The sequence below is a fragment of the Anaerolineales bacterium genome, from assembly GCA_019637805.1.
GTDB lineage: Bacteria > Chloroflexota > Anaerolineae > Anaerolineales > UBA11579 > JAMCZK01.
This window is the reverse complement of record JAHBVB010000001.1, coordinates 89,330-106,848: the sequence shown is the minus strand read 5'-3', so window position 1 is coordinate 106,848 and position 17,519 is coordinate 89,330. Positions and strand designations below refer to the sequence as shown.

Here is a 17,519-nt window from a genome sequence, read left to right as displayed (position 1 = left end):
TCTTCATGCAGGCTCTTTGTTTTAATCCGCGCGTGGGTTGTTTTTAATCTCAGTATGCTATAAAGGAATTGCCCTGCTGTACGTGTGACCTTCTACGTTTGGAACCAACACGAACCACACGGGGGCCGGCTTCCGTGACGAACCATCCCAGGCAACTGCGGACCCTCACGGAGAGGACCCCACTTGCACCATCCGGTTCAAAACCCCGTTGCACGTGCAGCGGGGTTTTATTGTCCAGCTTGTTTGTCGGGCGCCAGGTAGATCAGCGGCAGACTGAGCAGGGTGATGCCGTACTTGACCAGCAAGTTGACCAGGAAGATGCTCCACACTGTGGGCCAGGGCAGCGCCCAGCCAAACGCACCGATCGAGAAGATCAGGTTGTCCACCGGCACGCTGACGCTGTTGCTCAGTAGCACCCGCGCCCATTGGTAGCGCTGCGTAATTCTGGTCACGAACCAGTGATAGATCTCGGTATCCACCAGCTCACTGACCACTTCCGCTGCAATTGAGGCCAGTACGATGCGCCACACTGGCCCCAGCAGGGCACTGAATTCGACGCCCAGGCCCCAGACTGGGTCGCTGGGGAAGGCTGCCGCCCACATCAGGTAGGCGGCCATCAGCAGGTTAATGCCGCCGGCCGCCAGCACCAGGGTGCGGGCGGCCTGGCGACCCAGCACCTTGTGTACCAGGTCACGCAGGGTGAAGGTGATCGGGTAAATGAAGGTGCCCATGTCGACCGCCAGGCTGCCCAGCAGGCCGATCTTGATGCTGGCCACATCCGCCAGCATTTGAGCGGCGATGTAACTGGCGATCACGATGATCGCCAAGGTCGATAAGCTGTTTTGAGTCTCTTTGGTCATCACATGCTCCAGCCAACAAAAAAGCGCCTGTGACAGCGCTGACTTGCTCGATCGCTGGCTCAACCAGCGATCGAGCAAAGGTGCAGTTTTGATCAGCCGGGTGCGCTGCGACCGGCAACTATTTGCTTGTGCGTCACATTATAATCGCCCCAACGTTGCCCTGTTTATGACCAACTCACTGCTTACCCAACAGACCTGTGTGCCTTGCCGCGGGGATGAGTCCTCGCTCAACCCCCAGCAGGCGCAGGAGATGCACACCCAGGTGCCCGATTGGAACCTGGTAGACGAAAAGGACATTCTGCGTTTGCGCCGCGCCTTCAAGTTCAAGGACTTCGCCAGCGCACTAACCTTCACCCAGCAAGTCGGCGAACTGGCCGAGGAGCAGGGCCATCACCCCGTGCTGCGCACGGAGTGGGGTAAGGTCACCGTCACCTGGTGGACGCACAAGATCAAAGGCTTGCATAACAACGATTTCGTCATGGCCGCCAAGACGGATGCACTCTACCTCAATTTGGGTTAGCTGGTGCTGCGTCTGCGTTCTTTCGCCCTGCTAGCCGCCTTGTGTCTGGCGGCCTGTACTCCGCTGAGCTCGCAGACGCTGCCCACGCCGGTGGTCAGTCTGCCCACTGTCGGTTTGCCCACTTTGCCGGGGTTCCCGGCCATTGGCAGCCTGCCTCCGCCCACGGCCAGCCCAAGCCCTAGTCTCACTCCGGGCGGTCCCACACCCACGCCGCTCCCCGACTACAGCGGCCGGCAGGTGACCGTCTTGCACTTCTGCCCGCGGGGTGAACCCTTTGGCCTGGCCTACAGTGGCTGGTCACGGGCGCTGGAGGAGCGCAGCGCGGCACTCAATGCCGCTGGCGGCCTCTTGGGGGCTGAACTGGTTCTGGTGCGCGGCAATGCGGATGGCCCTCCTGAACAGACCGGGGCTGAATTGGGCCTTTTACTCGACCGCCATCCGCAAGCCGTGCTGGCCTTGATCTGCGACCCGGCCAGCGAAGCCGCCCTGGCAGATGGCCTGGCCGAAGCCGGCCTGCCGGCGCTGGGTCCGGGGGCCTTCGGCGGCGATACGCTTTTCCCTCTGGAGCCGGACCCGCAAACTCAGTTGGACTTTGCGCTGCAGGCCTTGTTGGCCCAGTGGCCCAGCCTGCGCCCCCAGGGCGCCGGCCCGGAGCTGCGCCTGGCCCTACTCACCTGGCCAGCGGATGTGGCCGGTGAACTGGCCCTCAGCCCGGCGCCCCTGCCCACGCCGGCGCCCACCGGCGATGGCACGGCGCTGCCGGTGCTGGTTGAACCCCACCTCAATCTGGTGCTGCAAGCCGAGCTGGACGCCGACCCCTTCGCCAATGTATTTGACTTTGTCTTCGCCGCCCGCGAGGCGCATGCCAATGTGATCTACACCAATGCGCGTGGTTTTGGCTTGGCCGCTCTGCTCAACGCGCTGCATGACCTGGGCGTGCGCGATCGCTTTGTGCTGGTCGCCCCGGCTGCGGCCTATAATTTGCAGCTGTACGAATATCTGGCAGACCCCGCTCGGGCGCAGGGCCTCTATCTCACTTCCGCCTGGGACTGGTGGAACCAGTCCCAGCAAGCGGACTTGCAGGCATGGGCCGCCGAAACGGAATTCCTCGATTGGGGTGCCTTGCACGCCGCCGGCGCGCTGGATCTCACCCAGCATGTGCTCGAACAGGTCATGCTGGAGCAGGGGCTGGACAGCCTGACTGCCGTGCGCGTCCAGCGCAGCTTACGAGAGTTGCGGGGGTATGCGATATTGGATGGGCTCAGCCAGTTCGGCCAAGGCCAGGCACAGGGGTTGCGGTTATGGCAGGTGGGTGAAGTGCTGGGGGAAATGCAGCCCGTCTATCCGCCAGAATAGCCAGCCGCCTCTAACGCGCTGCGCAGCACCGCGTCCTTTCGGATCGGATCCCCCAAGCGCACGCTCTCGGCTCCCAGGTACTTGGCGAACTCTTGAATGCACTCGCCTAACGCCACAACCAGAGCAGGGTCTCTTTTGTCTACTCCGGCTTCCCACCACCAGTTCTGAATGACGAAGGTCTTGCTGCTGCGCTCAAAGGCCGGGTCCAGGCGGGCCGCAAAATTTTCCCCGAACAGGACTGGCAAGACATAGTAGGCGTATTGTCTCTTTGGGGCGGGCACATACACTTCCCAGCGGTAATAAAAGTCAAAGACTTTTTCCAGCAGGGTGCGGTCCCAAATCGCATTGTCCAGTGGGGCAATGAAGGCGGCCGCCGGCTGGCCGCCCGCCGCCGCTTCGGCTTTGTGCAAGGCCGCCAGGTCCTGGCTTCGAATATAGAAGGCCTGCTCGGGCCACTCGCTGATCTGCACCTTTCGGATCGCACCGGCGGCCAGCAAGCGTTTCAAGGCTGCTGGGCGCCCGCCAGGCGCCTTGAGCATGGAAAGCCAGTGGTCCGTGCCGGATCCGCGGGCCAGCCCCAGGCTGCCGATGCGGCGCAGCACATGCCAGTCCAGGTAGGCTTCCGGGCTGGGGTGGGGGTCCGGCTGGCTGTGCAGCTCGCCCAGGGCGCGTTCACTCAGCTCAAAGTAGCGCCGGCTGCCCACCCGCCGGTGCACCACCACGTCGCCGCCAAAGAACAGCATGTCCAGGGCCACGCGTGCGGCGCGCATGTGCGTGCCCCAGCCGCCAAAGACCCGGCTGTCCTCTTCCATTTCAAGCGAAGACAGCGGCCCGCGGGTTTCCAATTCCTTACGCACGCCTTCGATCAGCTTAGCCGCCTCGGCGTAGCCGGGGTTGCCCGCATATCGGCTCCCCATCGTGCGGCGATACAGATGAAAATACGGCCAGTCCTCGCTGGGATAAATGCACATGACCTTGTCGAAACCCTCTACCAGGCTGCGTTCCTGGTACAAGGCGGTTTCCAGCATGTCCCGCTTGTAATTGCGGATGCGGGCCTGCAGCACCAGGTGCGGGTTGGGGCCAACCACATTGATCGGGTCGTATTGGATGCTGTTGAGTTGGCGAACGGCCCGGAAGACGGCTTGCTTCCCGGTCAATTTGCGCGCAGGCAACAAACCCTGATAGCCAAGCAGAAAGCGACGCGCCTGGGCCTTGTTAATGGTCAGCGCCGGAACGTTCATGGCAGCCACGGCTCCAGGGCCTCGGCAACTGCCGCGGCGATCAGCGCGTGCCCGTCTGGGGTGGGGTGCAGGCCGTCGCTGGTCAGCGCCGCGGCGCCGCCGGCCTGCTCGAAGCGCGGCTGCAGCGGCACATAACCCCAACCGTGTTCTGCGGCGCTGCGCTGCAGAACAGCGTCATAGTCGCGCCCCGCCGCCTCGGCATAATACAAGTCTTCGGCAATCGGCATGGTGCGGCTTTCGTCCAGCGGTGTCAGGCCCACCACCAGCACGCGCGTCTCGGGCAGCGCCGCCCGCACGCAGGCGGCAAAACGCTGCAGCCCGCCGGCAAAGGCTTGCTGCGTGACTTCAGGCACGCCGGACCAGGTGCGGCTGTCGTTGATGCCCACCGCCAGCACGATGACCTGCGGCTGGTGCGCCAATACATCGCGTTCCAGCCGCTCCAGGATCAGGGTGATCGTGTCGCCGCCCACGCCGGCATGCACGGCCCGCCAGCTGGCCGGCAGCTTGGCTGCCAGCCGGCGGCTCCATCCGCCTATTTCATGGTCTGCGGCGCCCTCAGTGATCGAGTCGCCTACAAATACGATCGTTCTCATCGTTCCAGAACGGTATTATAGTGGCCCTCTACTTCAACAGCCATAAGGATCACATGGAAACCAAACGGATACTCGCTCTCGGCACAGATCTCTTCTTCATGCCCCAGATCGGCGATGCAGCCCAGGCGGCTGGTTTCGGCTTCGACTGGGTAGAAGGCCCTTTAAGCGCCGAGGCTTTTGTGGAAGCTCTGGCTGCCGCACCGACCGCCTTGGTGGTGCTCGACCTGACCTGCACGCTACCCTGGCAGGAGTGGCTGCCGGCGGCCAAAGGCCACCCGGCCACGGGCGACATCCCCTGGATGGCTTTTGGCCGCCACGACAACCCGGCCAGCTTGAAAGAGGCCCGCGCGGCCGGCATGGACAAAGTCGCCGTGCGCGCCCAGCTCGGCAAGGCGCTGAGAGAAACGCTGGCTGAGGTTGGCTAAAATACCGGACAATAAAAAAGCGGCACGCTAGCGTGCCGCTTTTTTATTGTTGTTTTTGCAAAAGAGCTTGGTTTACAGACCCAAACCGGACAGTACCGCGCTGCCGACACCCAAGAGGCCACCCACCACGAAGTTGATGATGAAGATGGCCACCCAGGCGACGATGATGGTCACGATGGTCTGGCCCCATTCCAGGTCCAGCGCTTCCTTCACCGCCACGGCGGAGGCGGCGATGCTCAGGATCGACGCAGCGAACAGCAGCGGGGAGATGGCGCACAGCAGCAGCGGCACAAAGCTGAACAGAATGCCCAGCAGGCCTACCAGACCCCACACATTGGCCAGACCCATGGTGCGCACGACCTCTTCAAAGGTCACGTCGGCTTTGAACATGGTCTTGCCGACCCAGGCCACCACGAAGCAACCCACGGCAAAGGCCACCACGGCAACCAGCGTGCCGGAGATGATATTGAACGGCGAAACCGTCATGTCCAGCGCGCCGAGGTCCGTCTCAGCCAGGAAGTCTGCTGCGGCCGCGCTGGCGGACTGCGCAGCAAAGAAACTGCTGATCTGGTTGACCAGGGCAGTCACCGCCACGATCGCCCAGGCGGTGGTGGTGAAGGAGGTATCCTTCTCAACCTCAGCGTACACGCCCTTCCGGAAAGTAAACGCTCCAATGATACGATCCATCAACATATGAAATCTCCTTTTATGAAATGTGGATTAATATCCTTACTATAAACGAAATGCTTTTCCAAATGCTACTGTTACAAAGGATTGTTTTCCACAAAAAAAGACCTGCCACTGGCAGGTCTTTTTATGAGGCTTGGTTTACCAGCCCTGCTTCTTGACGAAGTCAGTCACCACAGGGATGTTGACCGATTCGCCCTGGAAGGCTTTGTAAGCCCAGTAGAGCTGCGGGATCCAGGCCAACGGAGCCAGGCAGGAAATCAGCCCGAAGGTCACGATGCCCAGCACAAACAGGATGACGAAAAGCGCCACTGCCCAAACCAGGGCTTGCATGTTGTGTTCTTTGATGAAGGGGCGGTTCTTCTTGTCCTCCAACAGCAGGATGATGATGGGGACTACGGGAGTGAAGACATAGGCCAGCGCGGCCCATAACTTGTCGTCACTGCTTACGGTGTTTGAAGCCATAATGAGATCTCCTATCTACAAAGCGATAATTTGGCGAGACGCCTTATTATAAAACGAGATAGGCTTTCAAGTTGCTACAGGTCTTGTAAGGCGGGTACGCCGCCCAGGCCCCAAGCCGTTTGCACGGCCCGTATGACCGCCTGCGCCACCACTTCGGCGGCGAAGGCCCCCACGATGTTCACATCGGCTTTGCGCCGGCCAGTTGCCAGGGTGAAGAGCGTGTCGCCGTCCAGCATGGTGTTGGCCGGCCGCGTGCTGCGCGCCAAGCCGTTCATGGCCATGGCCGCCATTTTGTTGGCGCCGCTCTTGTCCAGCTGGGCGTTGGTCGCCACCACGCCGATGATCGTGTTTTCGCGCTGTGCCGCGCCAAACACGGTGCGGCCCACCTGGCTTTTCATCACCTCCAGCGTGTCGGCGAAGCGGCCCTTGCCGATCTTGATCGGCCCTTTGCGCAGGCTGCGCGCCCCGGCCACGATCTCGCCCGTATGCGGATCGACCACATCGCCAAAGGGGTTGACCGCTATCAGCGCGGCGACCCTCACGCCGCCGCCAATATCCATGGCGGCGGAGCCGATGCCGCCTTTGACCGCCTGGCCGATGCCCAAGATCTTGCCCACTGTGCAGCCGGTGCCGGCCCCCAGGCTGCCTTCCGCCACCGGCTCACGGCTGGCGTTCAGGCAGGCCTGGTAGCCCATCTCGGCGTCCGGCCGGCGCTTGGCGGAGCCGATGCCCAGGTCGAACAAGATCGCCGCCGGCACGATCGGCACGCGCGCCACGCCCACGTTGAAGCCGGCCTTCTTCTCCTCTAGATAGCGCATCGCGCCGCTGGCGGCGTCCAGGCCAAAGGCGGAGCCGCCCGCCAGCATAATGGCGTGGGCCTTGTCCACCAGGTGCATTGGGCGCAGCGCGTCGGTTTCCCGCGTGCCAGGCCCGCCGCCGCGCTGGTCCACGCCCGCTACGGCGCCCTTTTCGCACAGCACCACTGTGCAGCCGGTCACCGCGGCATCGTCTTGGGCGTGACCGACGCGGATGCCGTCGATCGAGGTTAGGGTGTGGTTCTCAGTCATCGTCTTCCAGCTCCTCGCGTTCTTCCTGCAGGCGGCGCAGGAAATCCGGAATCCTGCGCTCGTATTCGGCACGCATCAGGTCGGAGGTGATCAAAAAGTCTGCCGTGGCCCGGTTGGAGGCCGTCGGGATGTTGTGCAGCACGGCCAGGCGCAGCAGGGCCTTCACGTCGGGGTCGTGCGGCTGCGGCTGCAGCGGGTCCCAAAAGAAGATCAGGATGTCAATATCGTTGGTGGCGATCGCCGCCCCGATCTGCTGGTCGCCGCCCAGTGGGCCGCTCAGGAAGCGGCGCACTTTCAGGCCGGTCTCCGCAGCGATCAGCGTGCCGGTGCCGCCGGTGCCATACAGCTTGTGTTTGGCAAGTTCTTCGCGGTTGTGGGTCGCCCATTCCACCAGGTCTTCCTTGCAGCCGTCGTGAGCCACCAGGGCGATGCGCTTTTTCGTGGGCAGGCTTTCGATTGGCATGGCTTATCTCTTCAGGATCAACTCGGTTTGCGGGGTGCTGAGGAACTCGGCGCCGGTCTGCGTTACCACGATGTCTTCTTCGATGCCGATGTAGCCGTAGCCTTCCACCGCCAGACCTGGTTCGATCGTGTACACATGCCCAACCTCCAACGGGACGTTGGGCATCTCGCCATACTTCTCCCACAGCGGGCCCAGCATGCCTGCCCCGTCGTGCACGCTGCGACCCATATGGTGGCCGGTGCCGTACATGTATTCGGGGTAGCCGGCGTCCGTCACGGCTTGGCGGGCGGCGGCGTCCACCTGGTGGCCCAGCGCGCCGGGCTTGATGGCCTTCATCGCCGCTTGCACGGACTTCATGATCGTTTCGAAGCCGCGCTGCACCGGCTCGGGCGCCTGGCTTTCGCCGGGCCGTAGCAGGTACATCACCCGCTGAATGTCGGAACAGTACTCCTCTTCCATCACGCCAAAGTCAAAGTGCAGAATGTGGCCGGGTTCGACGCGGATATCCGTCGGCGCGGCGTGGCCCACCGGGCTGTCTGGCCCGGAATTGACCGCCGGGCAGGCCAGCGCCTCCCAGGCCAACTCAAGGCCGCGCGCCTGGGTCTGGCCCTGCATATAGGCGGCAATTTCACGCTCGGTCTGGCCCACCTGCACAAAATCGAAGGTTTCGGCGTAGATCTCCTCGGCGCTGCGCACGGCTTTCCTGATCCGGCGCAGTTCCTCGGCGGTCTTGCGGCCGCGCACCGCCGACACGATCGCTTCGGCGCTGGTCAGCCGTTCAGCATAGGGCTCCCCCAGGTATTCGCGCAGCAGCTGGTACATGCCGTGGGTCAGGCCATCCGCAAAGGTGTCGTTCCTGGAGGTGTTGACCGCAATGGTCTGTGGGTCCAGCCGTGCCACGCTGTCCCTCAACACCTCACGCACGGAGGTGTGATAGTCGATCACTTGGCTGAAGGCTTGGGTATTCTGGGCTGTGTCGGCTTCGTAATGGCCGACGATGGCAATGCGCTCGCCGTTCTTGCTGATCAGCAGGGCGCTTGGCCAGGTCAGGTCAGTGCCAAACAGCAGCGGCAGCATCGGGTCGCCGCCGGCGCGTGTCTCGCGCACGAAGGTGATCCACAGGTCAATGTTTTGCTCCTGCAGCACAGCCACCGCCTGCTGCACCTTTTCCTGAATCAAGTTCGTCATACTCAACCTCTGTGTGGTTACAAGCCTACCAGGCGTAGGCCTCCGGGGCTGCACCGCCCGGGCCGGGCCAGATCTGGTCCAGGGCTTTCAGGGCTTCCTCGTCCAGCGTGATCTCCAGCGCGTGCAAATTGCCCTTGAACTGCTCGGCCGTGCGCGGGCCGATGATCGGCGCGGTCACTCCCGGCTGGTGCAGCAGCCAGGCCAGGGCCACATCCGCCGGAGACTCGCCGCGTTGGGCGCAGAAAGCCTCGTAGGCTTCCAGCTGTGGCCGGTGCTGCGCCACGATCTTTTCCACGTCGTCCGCCGCGCGGCGGCCGGCCTTGGCCTTTTGCAGCGCGCCGCCCAGGGTGCCCCGGTTCAGCGGGCTCCAGGGGATGATCCCCAGGCCGTAGTGCTGGCTGGCCGGGATGACCTCCAGTTCGATGCTGCGCTCCATCAAATTGTAGAGACTCTGCTCGCTCACCAAGCCCAGGAAGTGGCGGGCAGCGGCCGTCTCCTGCGCCTGGGCAATATGCCAGCCGGCGAAGTTGCTGCTGCCTACGTAGATCACCTTGCCTTGCTGCACCAGCACTTCCATCGCCTGCCAGATCTCCTCCCAGGGCGTAGTGCGGTCGATGTGGTGCATTTGATACAGGTCGATATGGTCGGTCTGTAGGCGCTTTAGGCTGGCTTCGCAGGCTTCCCGGATGTGCAGGGCCGAAAGACGGCGTTGGTTGGGCCATTCGCCCATGCGCCCAAACACCTTGGAGGCAATCACCGTCTTTTCGCGCCGCCCGCCGCCTTGGGCGAACCATTCGCCAATGATCTTTTCGGTAATGCCTTCGCCCATCTTCCATCCGTACACATTGGCGGTATCAAAGAAATTGATGCCGACCTCCAGCGCCTGGTCCATTACAGCAAAACTGTCCTTCTGTTTGGTGTGCGGACCAAAATTCATGGTGCCCAGGCACAGACGGCTGACTTCCAAACCGCTACGTCCCAATTGTGTGTATTGCATGGTTACTCCTTAGGCAATCATAAACCCGCTTGCTTGGGCTGCGTGCGGCGCAACACGCGGTTCAGCATAAAGGCTTCGATCAACAAAGCGATGGTCAAGCCGGCGGCGGCGACTGGCACGCCGGGCAGTCCCAGCCACACGCCGGCCAACTGCACGCCGGCCAGGGCGGCCAGCTCCACCGCCATGGCGATCGCCTGAGGCTGCGTGCGGCGCTGCGCGGTCAGCAGCCCGCGCGAGACGACCACAGAGGCCATCGCCAGCGGCATCAGCAAGGCCACCTGCACGCCCAGCCGGGCCATGGCCGCCAGTTCGCTGGAGACGCCGATCAGCTGGTGGAAATAGATCTCGGCCAGCGGGGTGAAGCTCAGCGTGAACAGGAACACAGAGCAGCCCACGCCGACCAGCCAGCCAAAGCGGCGCATGGCTGCCTGGTGATGTTCCTCATCACTGAGGGCGATCGTCACCTCGGGCAGCGCCATTTCCGGCGCCCGGCTAATGAACAGCAGGCCGCTGGTCACCGGCCAGGCCGCCAGGCTCAGCTCCGGGTGCGGGCTGCGCGCCAGGGCCGCGGCAATGATCGGCTGGGTGAACAGATACAGCAGGTTGCTGGCCGCCAGCGGCCAGTGGAAGTTCAGCAGCTCTTTGTAGCCTAATTCTGCCTGGCGCGGGTTGGCGCCCGGCGCCAGCCGTTCGCGCACAATCGGGGCGCTGAGCCAATGGGAGTACAGCGCTTCCAGCACGACGCCAATGCTCAGGGCCAGGGCGCCTACGGCGATGCCCGGCAGCGGGGTCAGCACGGCCAACAGGGTGGCCGAACCGGCTGAACTGAGCAAGCGCAGGATGCTGCCGCGGCCCACCAGGTTGCTGTGGCCGTAGCGGATCAGAATGCCCTGGCGGAAGCGCCGCCAGGCGATCGCTGCGCTCCAGGGCAGCATCAGTTGCAGGCCCAGCTGCACCGGTTGGTGCAAGCTGGGCGGTGCATTTAGCCAGCCTTTGACGATCACATCAAACAAAGGCGTCCAGGCCAGCAGCGCTTGCAGCAGCGTGGTCAGGATCATGAGGTGCCAGGTGAAACGCCGCAGCATCAGGTAATTCTGGTAGCTGCGCGCCAGAGCGGTCGCCGTGGCCAGCAACGAGATCACCGGGCTTTCGATGGTGATGCTCAGCGAGGCGGCCAGGCCGAAGGCGGCGATCATGCGCTCCGCTTCGTTCATGCGCGCCAATGCAGCGCTGATGTACGGCATCTCTACGGCCATTAACAGCCAGCTGGCCGCCAGTGGCAGCCAGAGGGCAAAAATACGTTTTTGTGAAAGGTCGGGGGAGGGGATTGGGGTGGCTTGCATAGTGGTTGGCATCCAGTCTACCATTCGGCGGGTATCGCCAGCAAACGCACGGTAGAATCAGGCTTCATGTTGTTCACTCGTGAATCCGGCATCTTGCTGCCCGTGTCCGCCTTGCCGGGCCGTTTTGGCATTGGCGACCTTGGCCCCGGCGCGCAGGCCTGGCTGGACTTTGTGGCTGCCACGCGCACGCGTTGGTGGCAGGTGCTGCCGCTGGGGCCTACCGGTTACGGCGATTCGCCTTATGCGTCCTATTCTTCTTTTGCCGGTAACCCCGACCTGATCAGCCCAGAACTGCTGGTGCAAGATGGCCTGCTGGATGAGGCCCATTGGCAAAGTGCGCCCAGTTTCTCCGGCGAGCGGGTCAATTACCAGTTGGTGCATTACTGGAAGCGCAGTTTGTTCCAGGTTGCCTACTTGCGTTTGAAGGACCACGCGCAGCTGCAAGCGGATTTTGATGCCTTCCGTCAGGAACAGTCTGGCTGGTTGGATAACTACACCTTGTTCATGGCGCTCAAAGACCAGGAGGCTGAGTTGCCCTGGTCTGCCTGGCCGGCTGGGGTGCGAGACCGCCGGCCTGAAGCCCTGGCGGAGGCCCGCCAGATCCATGCCGCCACAATTTCGTTCTACGCCTTTGAGCAGTTCCTCTTCTTCCGCCAGTGGAGCGCACTGCGCGCCCGCGCTGGCGAACTGGGCATCGGCATCATTGGCGATTTGCCGATTTATGTCTCCGAAGACAGTGCGGATGTGTGGGCGGCGCGTGAACTCTTCGAGATCGATGAAGCCGGCAAGCCGCTGCGCGTGGCCGGGGTGCCGCCAGACATGTTTTCAGAGACCGGCCAGCGCTGGGGTAACCCGCTCTACCGCTGGGAGACACACAAACAGCAGGGCTATGCCTGGTGGCTGGCCCGCCTGCAAGCGGTATTAAGCTTGGTGGACGTGCTGCGCTTGGACCACTTCCGCGGCTTTGCCAACTATTACGCCATCCCGGCCGATGAACCCACAGCCGTGCATGGGACCTGGGAGTTCGGGCCGGGAGCCGATTTCTTTGAGACCGTGCGCGAACGGCTGGGCAATCTGCCCTTGATCGCGGAAGACCTGGGGGGCGAAGGCGAGCCGATCGTCACCAGCTTGCGCGATCGTTTCCATTTACCTGGGATGCGCGTCTTCCAGTTCGCTTTTGACACCGACATGGACCACATCTTCCTGCCGCACAACTACCCGGTCAACTGCGTCGCCTATACAGGTACCCACGACAATGACACGGTGGTAGGCTGGTTTGCCAAGGCGCCGGAGAGCGAACGCAGGTTTTGCCTGGAATACCTCAACAGCAACGGCATCCATGTTGCCTGGGATATGCTGCACAGTCTGTGGGCCTCCCCCGCTGCTTTGACAGTGGCCCCCATTCAGGATTTTCTGGAATTTGGCACTGAAGCCCGCTTCAACCTTCCCGGTACCTCGTTGGGCAACTGGGCCTGGCGGCTGGACGGCGACCTGCTGACCGCAGACCTGGCCGCCCGCATTGCCGCGCTGAACGCCGAGGGCGAGAGGGCGGTTGGCTGATGCTCATCTGAGACGGAGGCATCCAATGACGCTCAAACCCACAAAGCCCAGCAGCACCGTTCTCGAATGGCTGCTGGATTCCGACCCCTCGCTGCGTTGGCAGGTGATGCAAGACCTGGTCGGTGCGCCGGCAGAGCAGGTGGCTGCCGAGCGCGCCCGGGTAGCCGGCGAGGGCTTCGGCGCGCAGCTGTTGGCCCTGCAAGGTGAGGACGGGGCTTGGGCCGGCGAGGCCTGGAACCAGGGCTGGAATTCCACCATGCATGTGCTGACCCTGCTGCACGCCATGGGCCTCGACCCGGCCAGCGAACAGGCACAGCATGCGCTGGAGCAAGTGCGCGAGCGCGTCCACTGGCGCGGCTGGGATTGGGACGGCAACTGGAATGGCTGGGACTTTGTGGGCAACCCCTATTTTGCCGGCGAAGTGGAGCCGTGCATTAACGGCCAGGTGGCCGCCAGCGCCGCCTACTTCGGCCAGGATATTGGGCGCATCCTCGAACGCCTGCTCAAAGAGCAGCTGGCCGACGGCGGCTGGAACTGCGAAGCAGAGAACGGCTCCACGCGCTCTTCATTCAATACCACCATCTGTGTGCTGGAAGCTTTGCTGGAATACGAACTGGTCCATGGCGCCAGCCCAGAGGTGACCGCGGCCCGCCTGCGCGGACAAGAATACCTGCTGGAGCGCGGCCTGTTTCGCCGCAAGAGCAGCGGCGAGGTGATCGACCCCGATTGGGCGCGCTTCTCCTTCCCCAACTGGTGGCACTACGACGTGCTGCGCGGGTTGGAGTACTTGCGCAAAGCTGGCATCGCGCCCGATGAACGCCTGGCGGAGGCGATTGAACTCGTCGAGTCCAAGCGTGACGCCGAAGGTCGCTGGCTGCTGGAGAACCAATATCCCGGCACAATGCCGGTGGACTTGGGCGAGAGTGAGGGCCAACCCAGTCGCTGGAACACGCTGCGCGCCCTGCGCGTGCTGGATTGGTATTCAGGGCCAGGCAGTGATTAGGGATTGACCTGCATTTTATGCCGTCTTACCTACCTGTTGTCATTCCGAACGAGGGCCTTTAGGCCCGAGGAGGAATTCCTGCTGGGATTGTTCTACAGACAGCTTAGGGGATAAAGCACTGCCAGTCCTATAATCTTTCTCGTGATGCGTACATTCTTCGTGTACATCATGTCCAACAAAGCAGGCATCACTTATGTTGGCGTGACCAATGACATTTTTCGCCGGGTTGAGGAACATAAACGCGGAGTATTGCCCGGATTCTCGCGCCGCGAAAAAACATACAGGCTGGTGTATTACGAAGAATTTGCCTACGTGGAAGATGCCATTCTGCGCGAGAAGCAAATCAAGAGTTGGCGCAGGGAGAAAAAGCGCAAGTTAATCGTTTCGGCTAACCCTAAATGGGAAGACTTGAGCGAAGCTTGGTTTATGGATTGATTGCCTACCCGCAAGCTCGAGCTGTTTATAGCTTTATCAGGAATTCCTCGTCGGGCCTGCGGCCCTCACTCGGAATGACAAGGAGTGTATAGGCTGTTCTCGGATCGTTCATAACTTCCGAAAAGTAAAACGACCCCGTTCGGGGTCGTTTTTTGTAGCTTACTTTTTCTTGGCCGCCGTCTTTGCCGCAGGCTTCTTGGCGGCTGGTTTGGCCGCGGTCTTCTTGGCCGCCGCGGCCTTGGCCGGAGTTTTGGCCTTGCTGGCCGGTTTGGCGGCCGTCTTTGCCGGGGCTTTGGCAGTAGCCTTGGCCTTGGTGGTTGCTTTGGCTGCGGGCTTCGCCGCCGTCTTGGCGGGTGCCTTGGTTGCCTTCACCGCCGGTTTGCTGGCTGCCGGTTTGCTGGCTGCGGGTTTTGCGGTTGCGGGTTTCGCCGCCGCGGGTTTTGCGGCCGTGGGCTTTGCGGCCGCGGGCTTTGCGGCAGCTTTCTTCGTGGTGGCCTTTTCGGCGGCGGCCTTCATGGCCTTCTCCACCTCAGCTTTGGACGGCTTGGGCTTGCTGGCGGCCTGGCGCGCAGCGGTTGCGGCGGCGGGCTTGGCGCCGGCGGCCGGTTTGGCCGCAGGGGCTGCGGCCGCCTGCCGGGTCTCAGCGGGCACTTCCCGCATCAGCTGGGCCATGGCCACGGAGTTCGGGCGCCCACAGCGGGGGCAGTGGGCGTTGTAATACTTGTAATTGTTGGCCTGTACTTCCGCCAAGGCGGCAACTGCGCCTTCCTGGCTGAGGGTGAATGGGGTGTAACAGTGTTTGCAGCGAATTAACATAGCACTCCTTCCTAAGGGTACAGCACAACCGGATTAATTATACTCAGCCACCCTTTTTGGCGCTGGGCTGCACGGTGGCGATGAAAATGCCGGCCAGGATCAATGCGCCGCCCAACAATTCCAACAGCCCGGGCGTCTCCCCCAGCAAAAAGAACGCCAGAATGATGGCGCCTACAGGTTCGCCCAGCAGCGCAATCGATACGAAGGAAGCCGGCAGGTGCGCCAGCGCCCAGTTGAAACTGGAATGGCCCAAGAGCTGCGGCAGCAGGGCCAGTAGCAGCATGTAGAGGTAGATCTCGCTGGAAAAACCGCTCACCGGCAGCCCGGAGAAGGCCAGCATGGCCGCCAGCACCAGCGCCGCCATGCCGTACACCAGAAAGATGTACGGCGTCAGCGGCAGCACGGGGCGCAGCCGCCGGCCGATCAGGATATACCCCGCCCCGGTCCAGGCGCCTACCAGCGCCAAAAAGTTACCCAGCAAGGGCTGGCTGCCGGCCGCCAGATTGCCGCTGCTGCTCAGCCCAACCAACAAGCCGCCGCTCAGGGCCACCAGCATGCCAAGCAGCACCGCTGGGGTCAGGCGCTCTTTGAGGAAGAGCGGGGCCAGCAGGGCCACCCATAGCGGATTGGTGGTCACCAGCACCACGGAACTGGCCACGCTGGTGTACTCCAGCGAGAGGATCCAGCTGGCGAAGTGCAGCGCCAGCAAGCCGCCGCCCAGGGCGGCCAGGCCCAGCTCGAACCGGGTCAGCCGGCGCAGCTCAGGCGCATGACGCGGCAGGGTCAGCGGCAGCAGGATCAGGGCTGAAAAGCCCATGCGAAAGGCCGCGATCACCAGCGACGGCGCCTCACGCTGGGCATAGCGGATCAGCAGCGCCGAGGACGAGACCGCCAGGATGCCCACAAAGAGCACCAAATGCGGCGGAAGTTTGGTGCTAGGGGGCGAAATAGCGCTCAAATTGTGGTTTTCTTGACAAGGGGTAAGGGGCTAATTACAATGAAAGAGTTCGTTCGTATTGTAACGCAGGAGTTTCCTGCCCGTTTTCAGCTTAACCACAACCAACCAAGGAGCTGCAGCTATGGCATTTTCGCTTCCCAACCTTCCCTATGAACCCGCTGCGCTGGAACCGCACATTGATGCGCGCACCATGGAAATCCATCATGGCAAGCACCACCAGGCGTATGTGAACAACCTCAACGCGGCCATCGAGAAGCATCCCGACCTGGCCGATAAGTCCATCGAGGACTTGCTCAAGGATCTCAACAGCATTCCCGAAGACATTCGCACCGCCGTGCGCAACAACGGCGGCGGCCACTACAACCACACCCTGTTCTGGGAGATTATGTCCCCCAACGGCGGTGGGGAGCCGGAAGGCGACCTGGCCGAGGCCATCAACAAAGCCTTTGGTGATTTTGCCAGCTTCCAGGACAAGCTCGCCAAGGCCGGCGTCGGCCAGTTTGGCAGCGGTTGGGCCTGGCTGGTGAAGAAGTCCGATGGTGGCTTGGACGTGGTCTCCACGCCCAACCAGGACACGCCGCTCTCGAGCGGCCACACCCCCATCCTGGGCGTCGACGTGTGGGAACACGCCTATTACCTCAACTATCAGAATCGCCGCCCCGATTACATCACTGCTTGGTGGAACGTGGTCAACTGGGCTGAGGTAGCCAAGCGCTTCGCTGGCTAAAACAGGCTGGTAAGAGTAAAATCAAGCTCAACGAAGGAGTAATCCATGACTCACATCATCACAAGCTTGTGTCTACGCGATGGCGGTTGCGTTGAAGTGTGCCCTGTGGAATGTATCGTTCCCGGCATGCCTCAGGACAAGTATCCGCTCTACTACATCGACCCGGCCACCTGCATTGACTGCGGCGCCTGCATCCCGGAATGTCCTTACGAGGCCATTTTCACCGAGGATGAAGTGCCTGATGCCTACTCCGCCAAAGGTGGCGAGAGCCAGGCCAAGCCGGTTGGCACCCCTGGCTTCGACCAGGTGTTCTCTGGCAGCAATCACCACGGCCATGCGGTGGAGATCGCGAGCACCAAGACCCTGGCAGCTGGCGAGACCGTCAACCTGCGTGATGATGTTCAGTCGAACTACGACTACTTCGAAAACGGCCCGGGTTACTGGGACGGTTGGCAGCAGCACGCCAAGTAAACGTTGCACAGCAAAGAGCCCGCCATTTGGCGGGCTCTTTTTTTATAGCCCTCCGTCATTGCGAGGAGTACAGGCAGGGGGGTGCCGCTGTCCCCTGACAACAAAATCTCTCCAGCCATCCAGCCCGTGTCACCCCTGAAGACCCGGATCCATACCCTCCGTCATTGCGAGGAGTACAGGCAGGGGGCTTGCCGCTGTCCCCTGACAACAAATCTCTCCAGCCATCCAGCCCGTGTCACCCCTGAAGACCCAGATCCATACCCTCCGTCATTGCGAGGAGTACAGGCAGCGGCAGACCTGCCGCTGCCTGACGGACGAAGCAATCTGGTTTTATGCAGCCATCC

Annotated in this window: 20 protein-coding genes; 9 read left to right on the top strand and 11 right to left on the bottom strand. The window is 62.2% G+C overall.

Annotated features, from left to right (window positions below; all coding sequences use genetic code 11):
• Nucleotides 1–227: 227 nt before the first annotated feature.
• A complete protein-coding gene (locus KF885_00475) occupies nucleotides 228–860 on the bottom strand; it encodes a queuosine precursor transporter (GenBank protein ID MBX3047629.1) in 633 nt (210 codons plus the stop codon).
• A gap of 166 nt (nucleotides 861–1,026) precedes the next feature.
• Here KF885_00475 and KF885_00470 point away from each other — a divergent pair, with 166 nt between their 5' ends.
• On the top strand, nucleotides 1,027–1,380 hold the full coding sequence (locus KF885_00470) for a 4a-hydroxytetrahydrobiopterin dehydratase (protein ID MBX3047628.1): 354 nt from the start codon (nucleotides 1,027–1,029) through the stop codon (nucleotides 1,378–1,380).
• 3 nt (nucleotides 1,381–1,383) lie between these two features.
• Nucleotides 1,384–2,736 carry a hypothetical protein gene (locus KF885_00465; GenBank protein ID MBX3047627.1) on the top strand — a complete coding sequence of 451 codons (1,353 nt, stop codon included), beginning with the start codon at nucleotides 1,384–1,386 and terminating at the stop codon, nucleotides 2,734–2,736.
• Here the strand turns inward: KF885_00465 and KF885_00460 are convergent.
• Nucleotides 2,721–3,977, bottom strand: coding sequence for a YcaQ family DNA glycosylase (locus KF885_00460; protein ID MBX3047626.1), 1,257 nt, complete (start codon nucleotides 3,975–3,977; stop codon nucleotides 2,721–2,723). The genes KF885_00465 and KF885_00460 overlap by 16 nt on opposite strands.
• Nucleotides 3,974–4,570: a hypothetical protein gene (locus KF885_00455; protein ID MBX3047625.1), complete on the bottom strand. Its 597-nt coding sequence runs from the start codon at nucleotides 4,568–4,570 to the stop codon at nucleotides 3,974–3,976. Before KF885_00455 ends, KF885_00460 begins: the two co-directional genes overlap by 4 nt.
• 53 nt (nucleotides 4,571–4,623) lie before the next feature.
• Here KF885_00455 and KF885_00450 point away from each other — a divergent pair, with 53 nt between their 5' ends.
• Nucleotides 4,624–4,995, top strand: a complete 372-nt coding sequence (locus KF885_00450; GenBank protein MBX3047624.1) for a hypothetical protein — start codon at nucleotides 4,624–4,626, stop codon at nucleotides 4,993–4,995.
• A gap of 72 nt (nucleotides 4,996–5,067) precedes the next feature.
• On the opposite strand, the gene KF885_00445 is transcribed toward KF885_00450, so the two are convergent.
• The 7 genes from KF885_00445 to KF885_00415 form a co-directional block, all read right to left on the bottom strand.
• Nucleotides 5,068–5,688 carry a hypothetical protein gene (locus KF885_00445; protein MBX3047623.1) on the bottom strand — a complete coding sequence of 207 codons (621 nt, stop codon included), beginning with the start codon at nucleotides 5,686–5,688 and terminating at the stop codon, nucleotides 5,068–5,070.
• A 135-nt stretch (nucleotides 5,689–5,823) separates the two neighbouring features.
• Complete coding sequence (locus tag KF885_00440) at nucleotides 5,824–6,147, bottom strand: DUF4870 domain-containing protein (GenBank protein ID MBX3047622.1); 324 nt, start codon at nucleotides 6,145–6,147, stop codon at nucleotides 5,824–5,826.
• 74 nt (nucleotides 6,148–6,221) lie between these two features.
• Nucleotides 6,222–7,214 (bottom strand): P1 family peptidase, encoded by a 993-nt coding sequence (locus KF885_00435; protein MBX3047621.1) that lies wholly within the window; start codon nucleotides 7,212–7,214, stop codon nucleotides 6,222–6,224.
• Entirely contained in the window at nucleotides 7,207–7,677 is a 471-nt protein-coding gene (locus tag KF885_00430) for a methylglyoxal synthase (protein MBX3047620.1), read from the bottom strand. Before KF885_00430 ends, KF885_00435 begins: the two co-directional genes overlap by 8 nt.
• Before the next feature lie 3 nt (nucleotides 7,678–7,680).
• Nucleotides 7,681–8,865, bottom strand: coding sequence for a M24 family metallopeptidase (locus KF885_00425; protein MBX3047619.1), 1,185 nt, complete (start codon nucleotides 8,863–8,865; stop codon nucleotides 7,681–7,683).
• Between the two features lie 25 nt (nucleotides 8,866–8,890).
• Complete coding sequence (locus tag KF885_00420) at nucleotides 8,891–9,862, bottom strand: aldo/keto reductase (protein MBX3047618.1); 972 nt, start codon at nucleotides 9,860–9,862, stop codon at nucleotides 8,891–8,893.
• Nucleotides 9,863–9,879: 17 nt separating this feature from the next.
• Complete coding sequence (locus KF885_00415; protein ID MBX3047617.1) at nucleotides 9,880–11,205, bottom strand: hypothetical protein; 1,326 nt, start codon at nucleotides 11,203–11,205, stop codon at nucleotides 9,880–9,882.
• Between the two features lie 66 nt (nucleotides 11,206–11,271).
• Between KF885_00415 and malQ the strand changes: the two genes are divergently transcribed.
• The 4 genes from malQ (at nucleotide 11,272) to KF885_00395 (ending at nucleotide 14,921) form a co-directional block, all read left to right on the top strand.
• Nucleotides 11,272–12,765 carry a 4-alpha-glucanotransferase gene (gene malQ / locus KF885_00410; protein ID MBX3047616.1) on the top strand — a complete coding sequence of 498 codons (1,494 nt, stop codon included), beginning with the start codon at nucleotides 11,272–11,274 and terminating at the stop codon, nucleotides 12,763–12,765.
• Between the two features lie 25 nt (nucleotides 12,766–12,790).
• On the top strand, nucleotides 12,791–13,768 hold the full coding sequence (locus tag KF885_00405) for a hypothetical protein (GenBank protein ID MBX3047615.1): 978 nt from the start codon (nucleotides 12,791–12,793) through the stop codon (nucleotides 13,766–13,768).
• 144 nt (nucleotides 13,769–13,912) lie between these two features.
• Nucleotides 13,913–14,203, top strand: a complete 291-nt coding sequence (locus KF885_00400; GenBank protein ID MBX3047614.1) for a GIY-YIG nuclease family protein — start codon at nucleotides 13,913–13,915, stop codon at nucleotides 14,201–14,203.
• 169 nt (nucleotides 14,204–14,372) lie between these two features.
• Entirely contained in the window at nucleotides 14,373–14,921 is a 549-nt protein-coding gene (locus KF885_00395; protein MBX3047613.1) for a hypothetical protein, read from the top strand.
• Between the two features lie 141 nt (nucleotides 14,922–15,062).
• Here KF885_00395 and KF885_00390 read toward each other — a convergent pair whose 3' ends face one another.
• Nucleotides 15,063–15,977: a DMT family transporter gene (locus KF885_00390; GenBank protein ID MBX3047612.1), complete on the bottom strand. Its 915-nt coding sequence runs from the start codon at nucleotides 15,975–15,977 to the stop codon at nucleotides 15,063–15,065.
• A 121-nt stretch (nucleotides 15,978–16,098) separates the two neighbouring features.
• Between KF885_00390 and KF885_00385 the strand changes: the two genes are divergently transcribed.
• Together KF885_00385 and KF885_00380 are read left to right on the top strand one after the other, a co-directional pair.
• Complete coding sequence (locus KF885_00385) at nucleotides 16,099–16,704, top strand: superoxide dismutase (GenBank protein MBX3047611.1); 606 nt, start codon at nucleotides 16,099–16,101, stop codon at nucleotides 16,702–16,704.
• 45 nt (nucleotides 16,705–16,749) lie between these two features.
• Nucleotides 16,750–17,175: a ferredoxin family protein gene (locus KF885_00380; GenBank protein ID MBX3047610.1), complete on the top strand. Its 426-nt coding sequence runs from the start codon at nucleotides 16,750–16,752 to the stop codon at nucleotides 17,173–17,175.
• The last annotated feature ends 344 nt before the right edge of the window (nucleotides 17,176–17,519 follow it).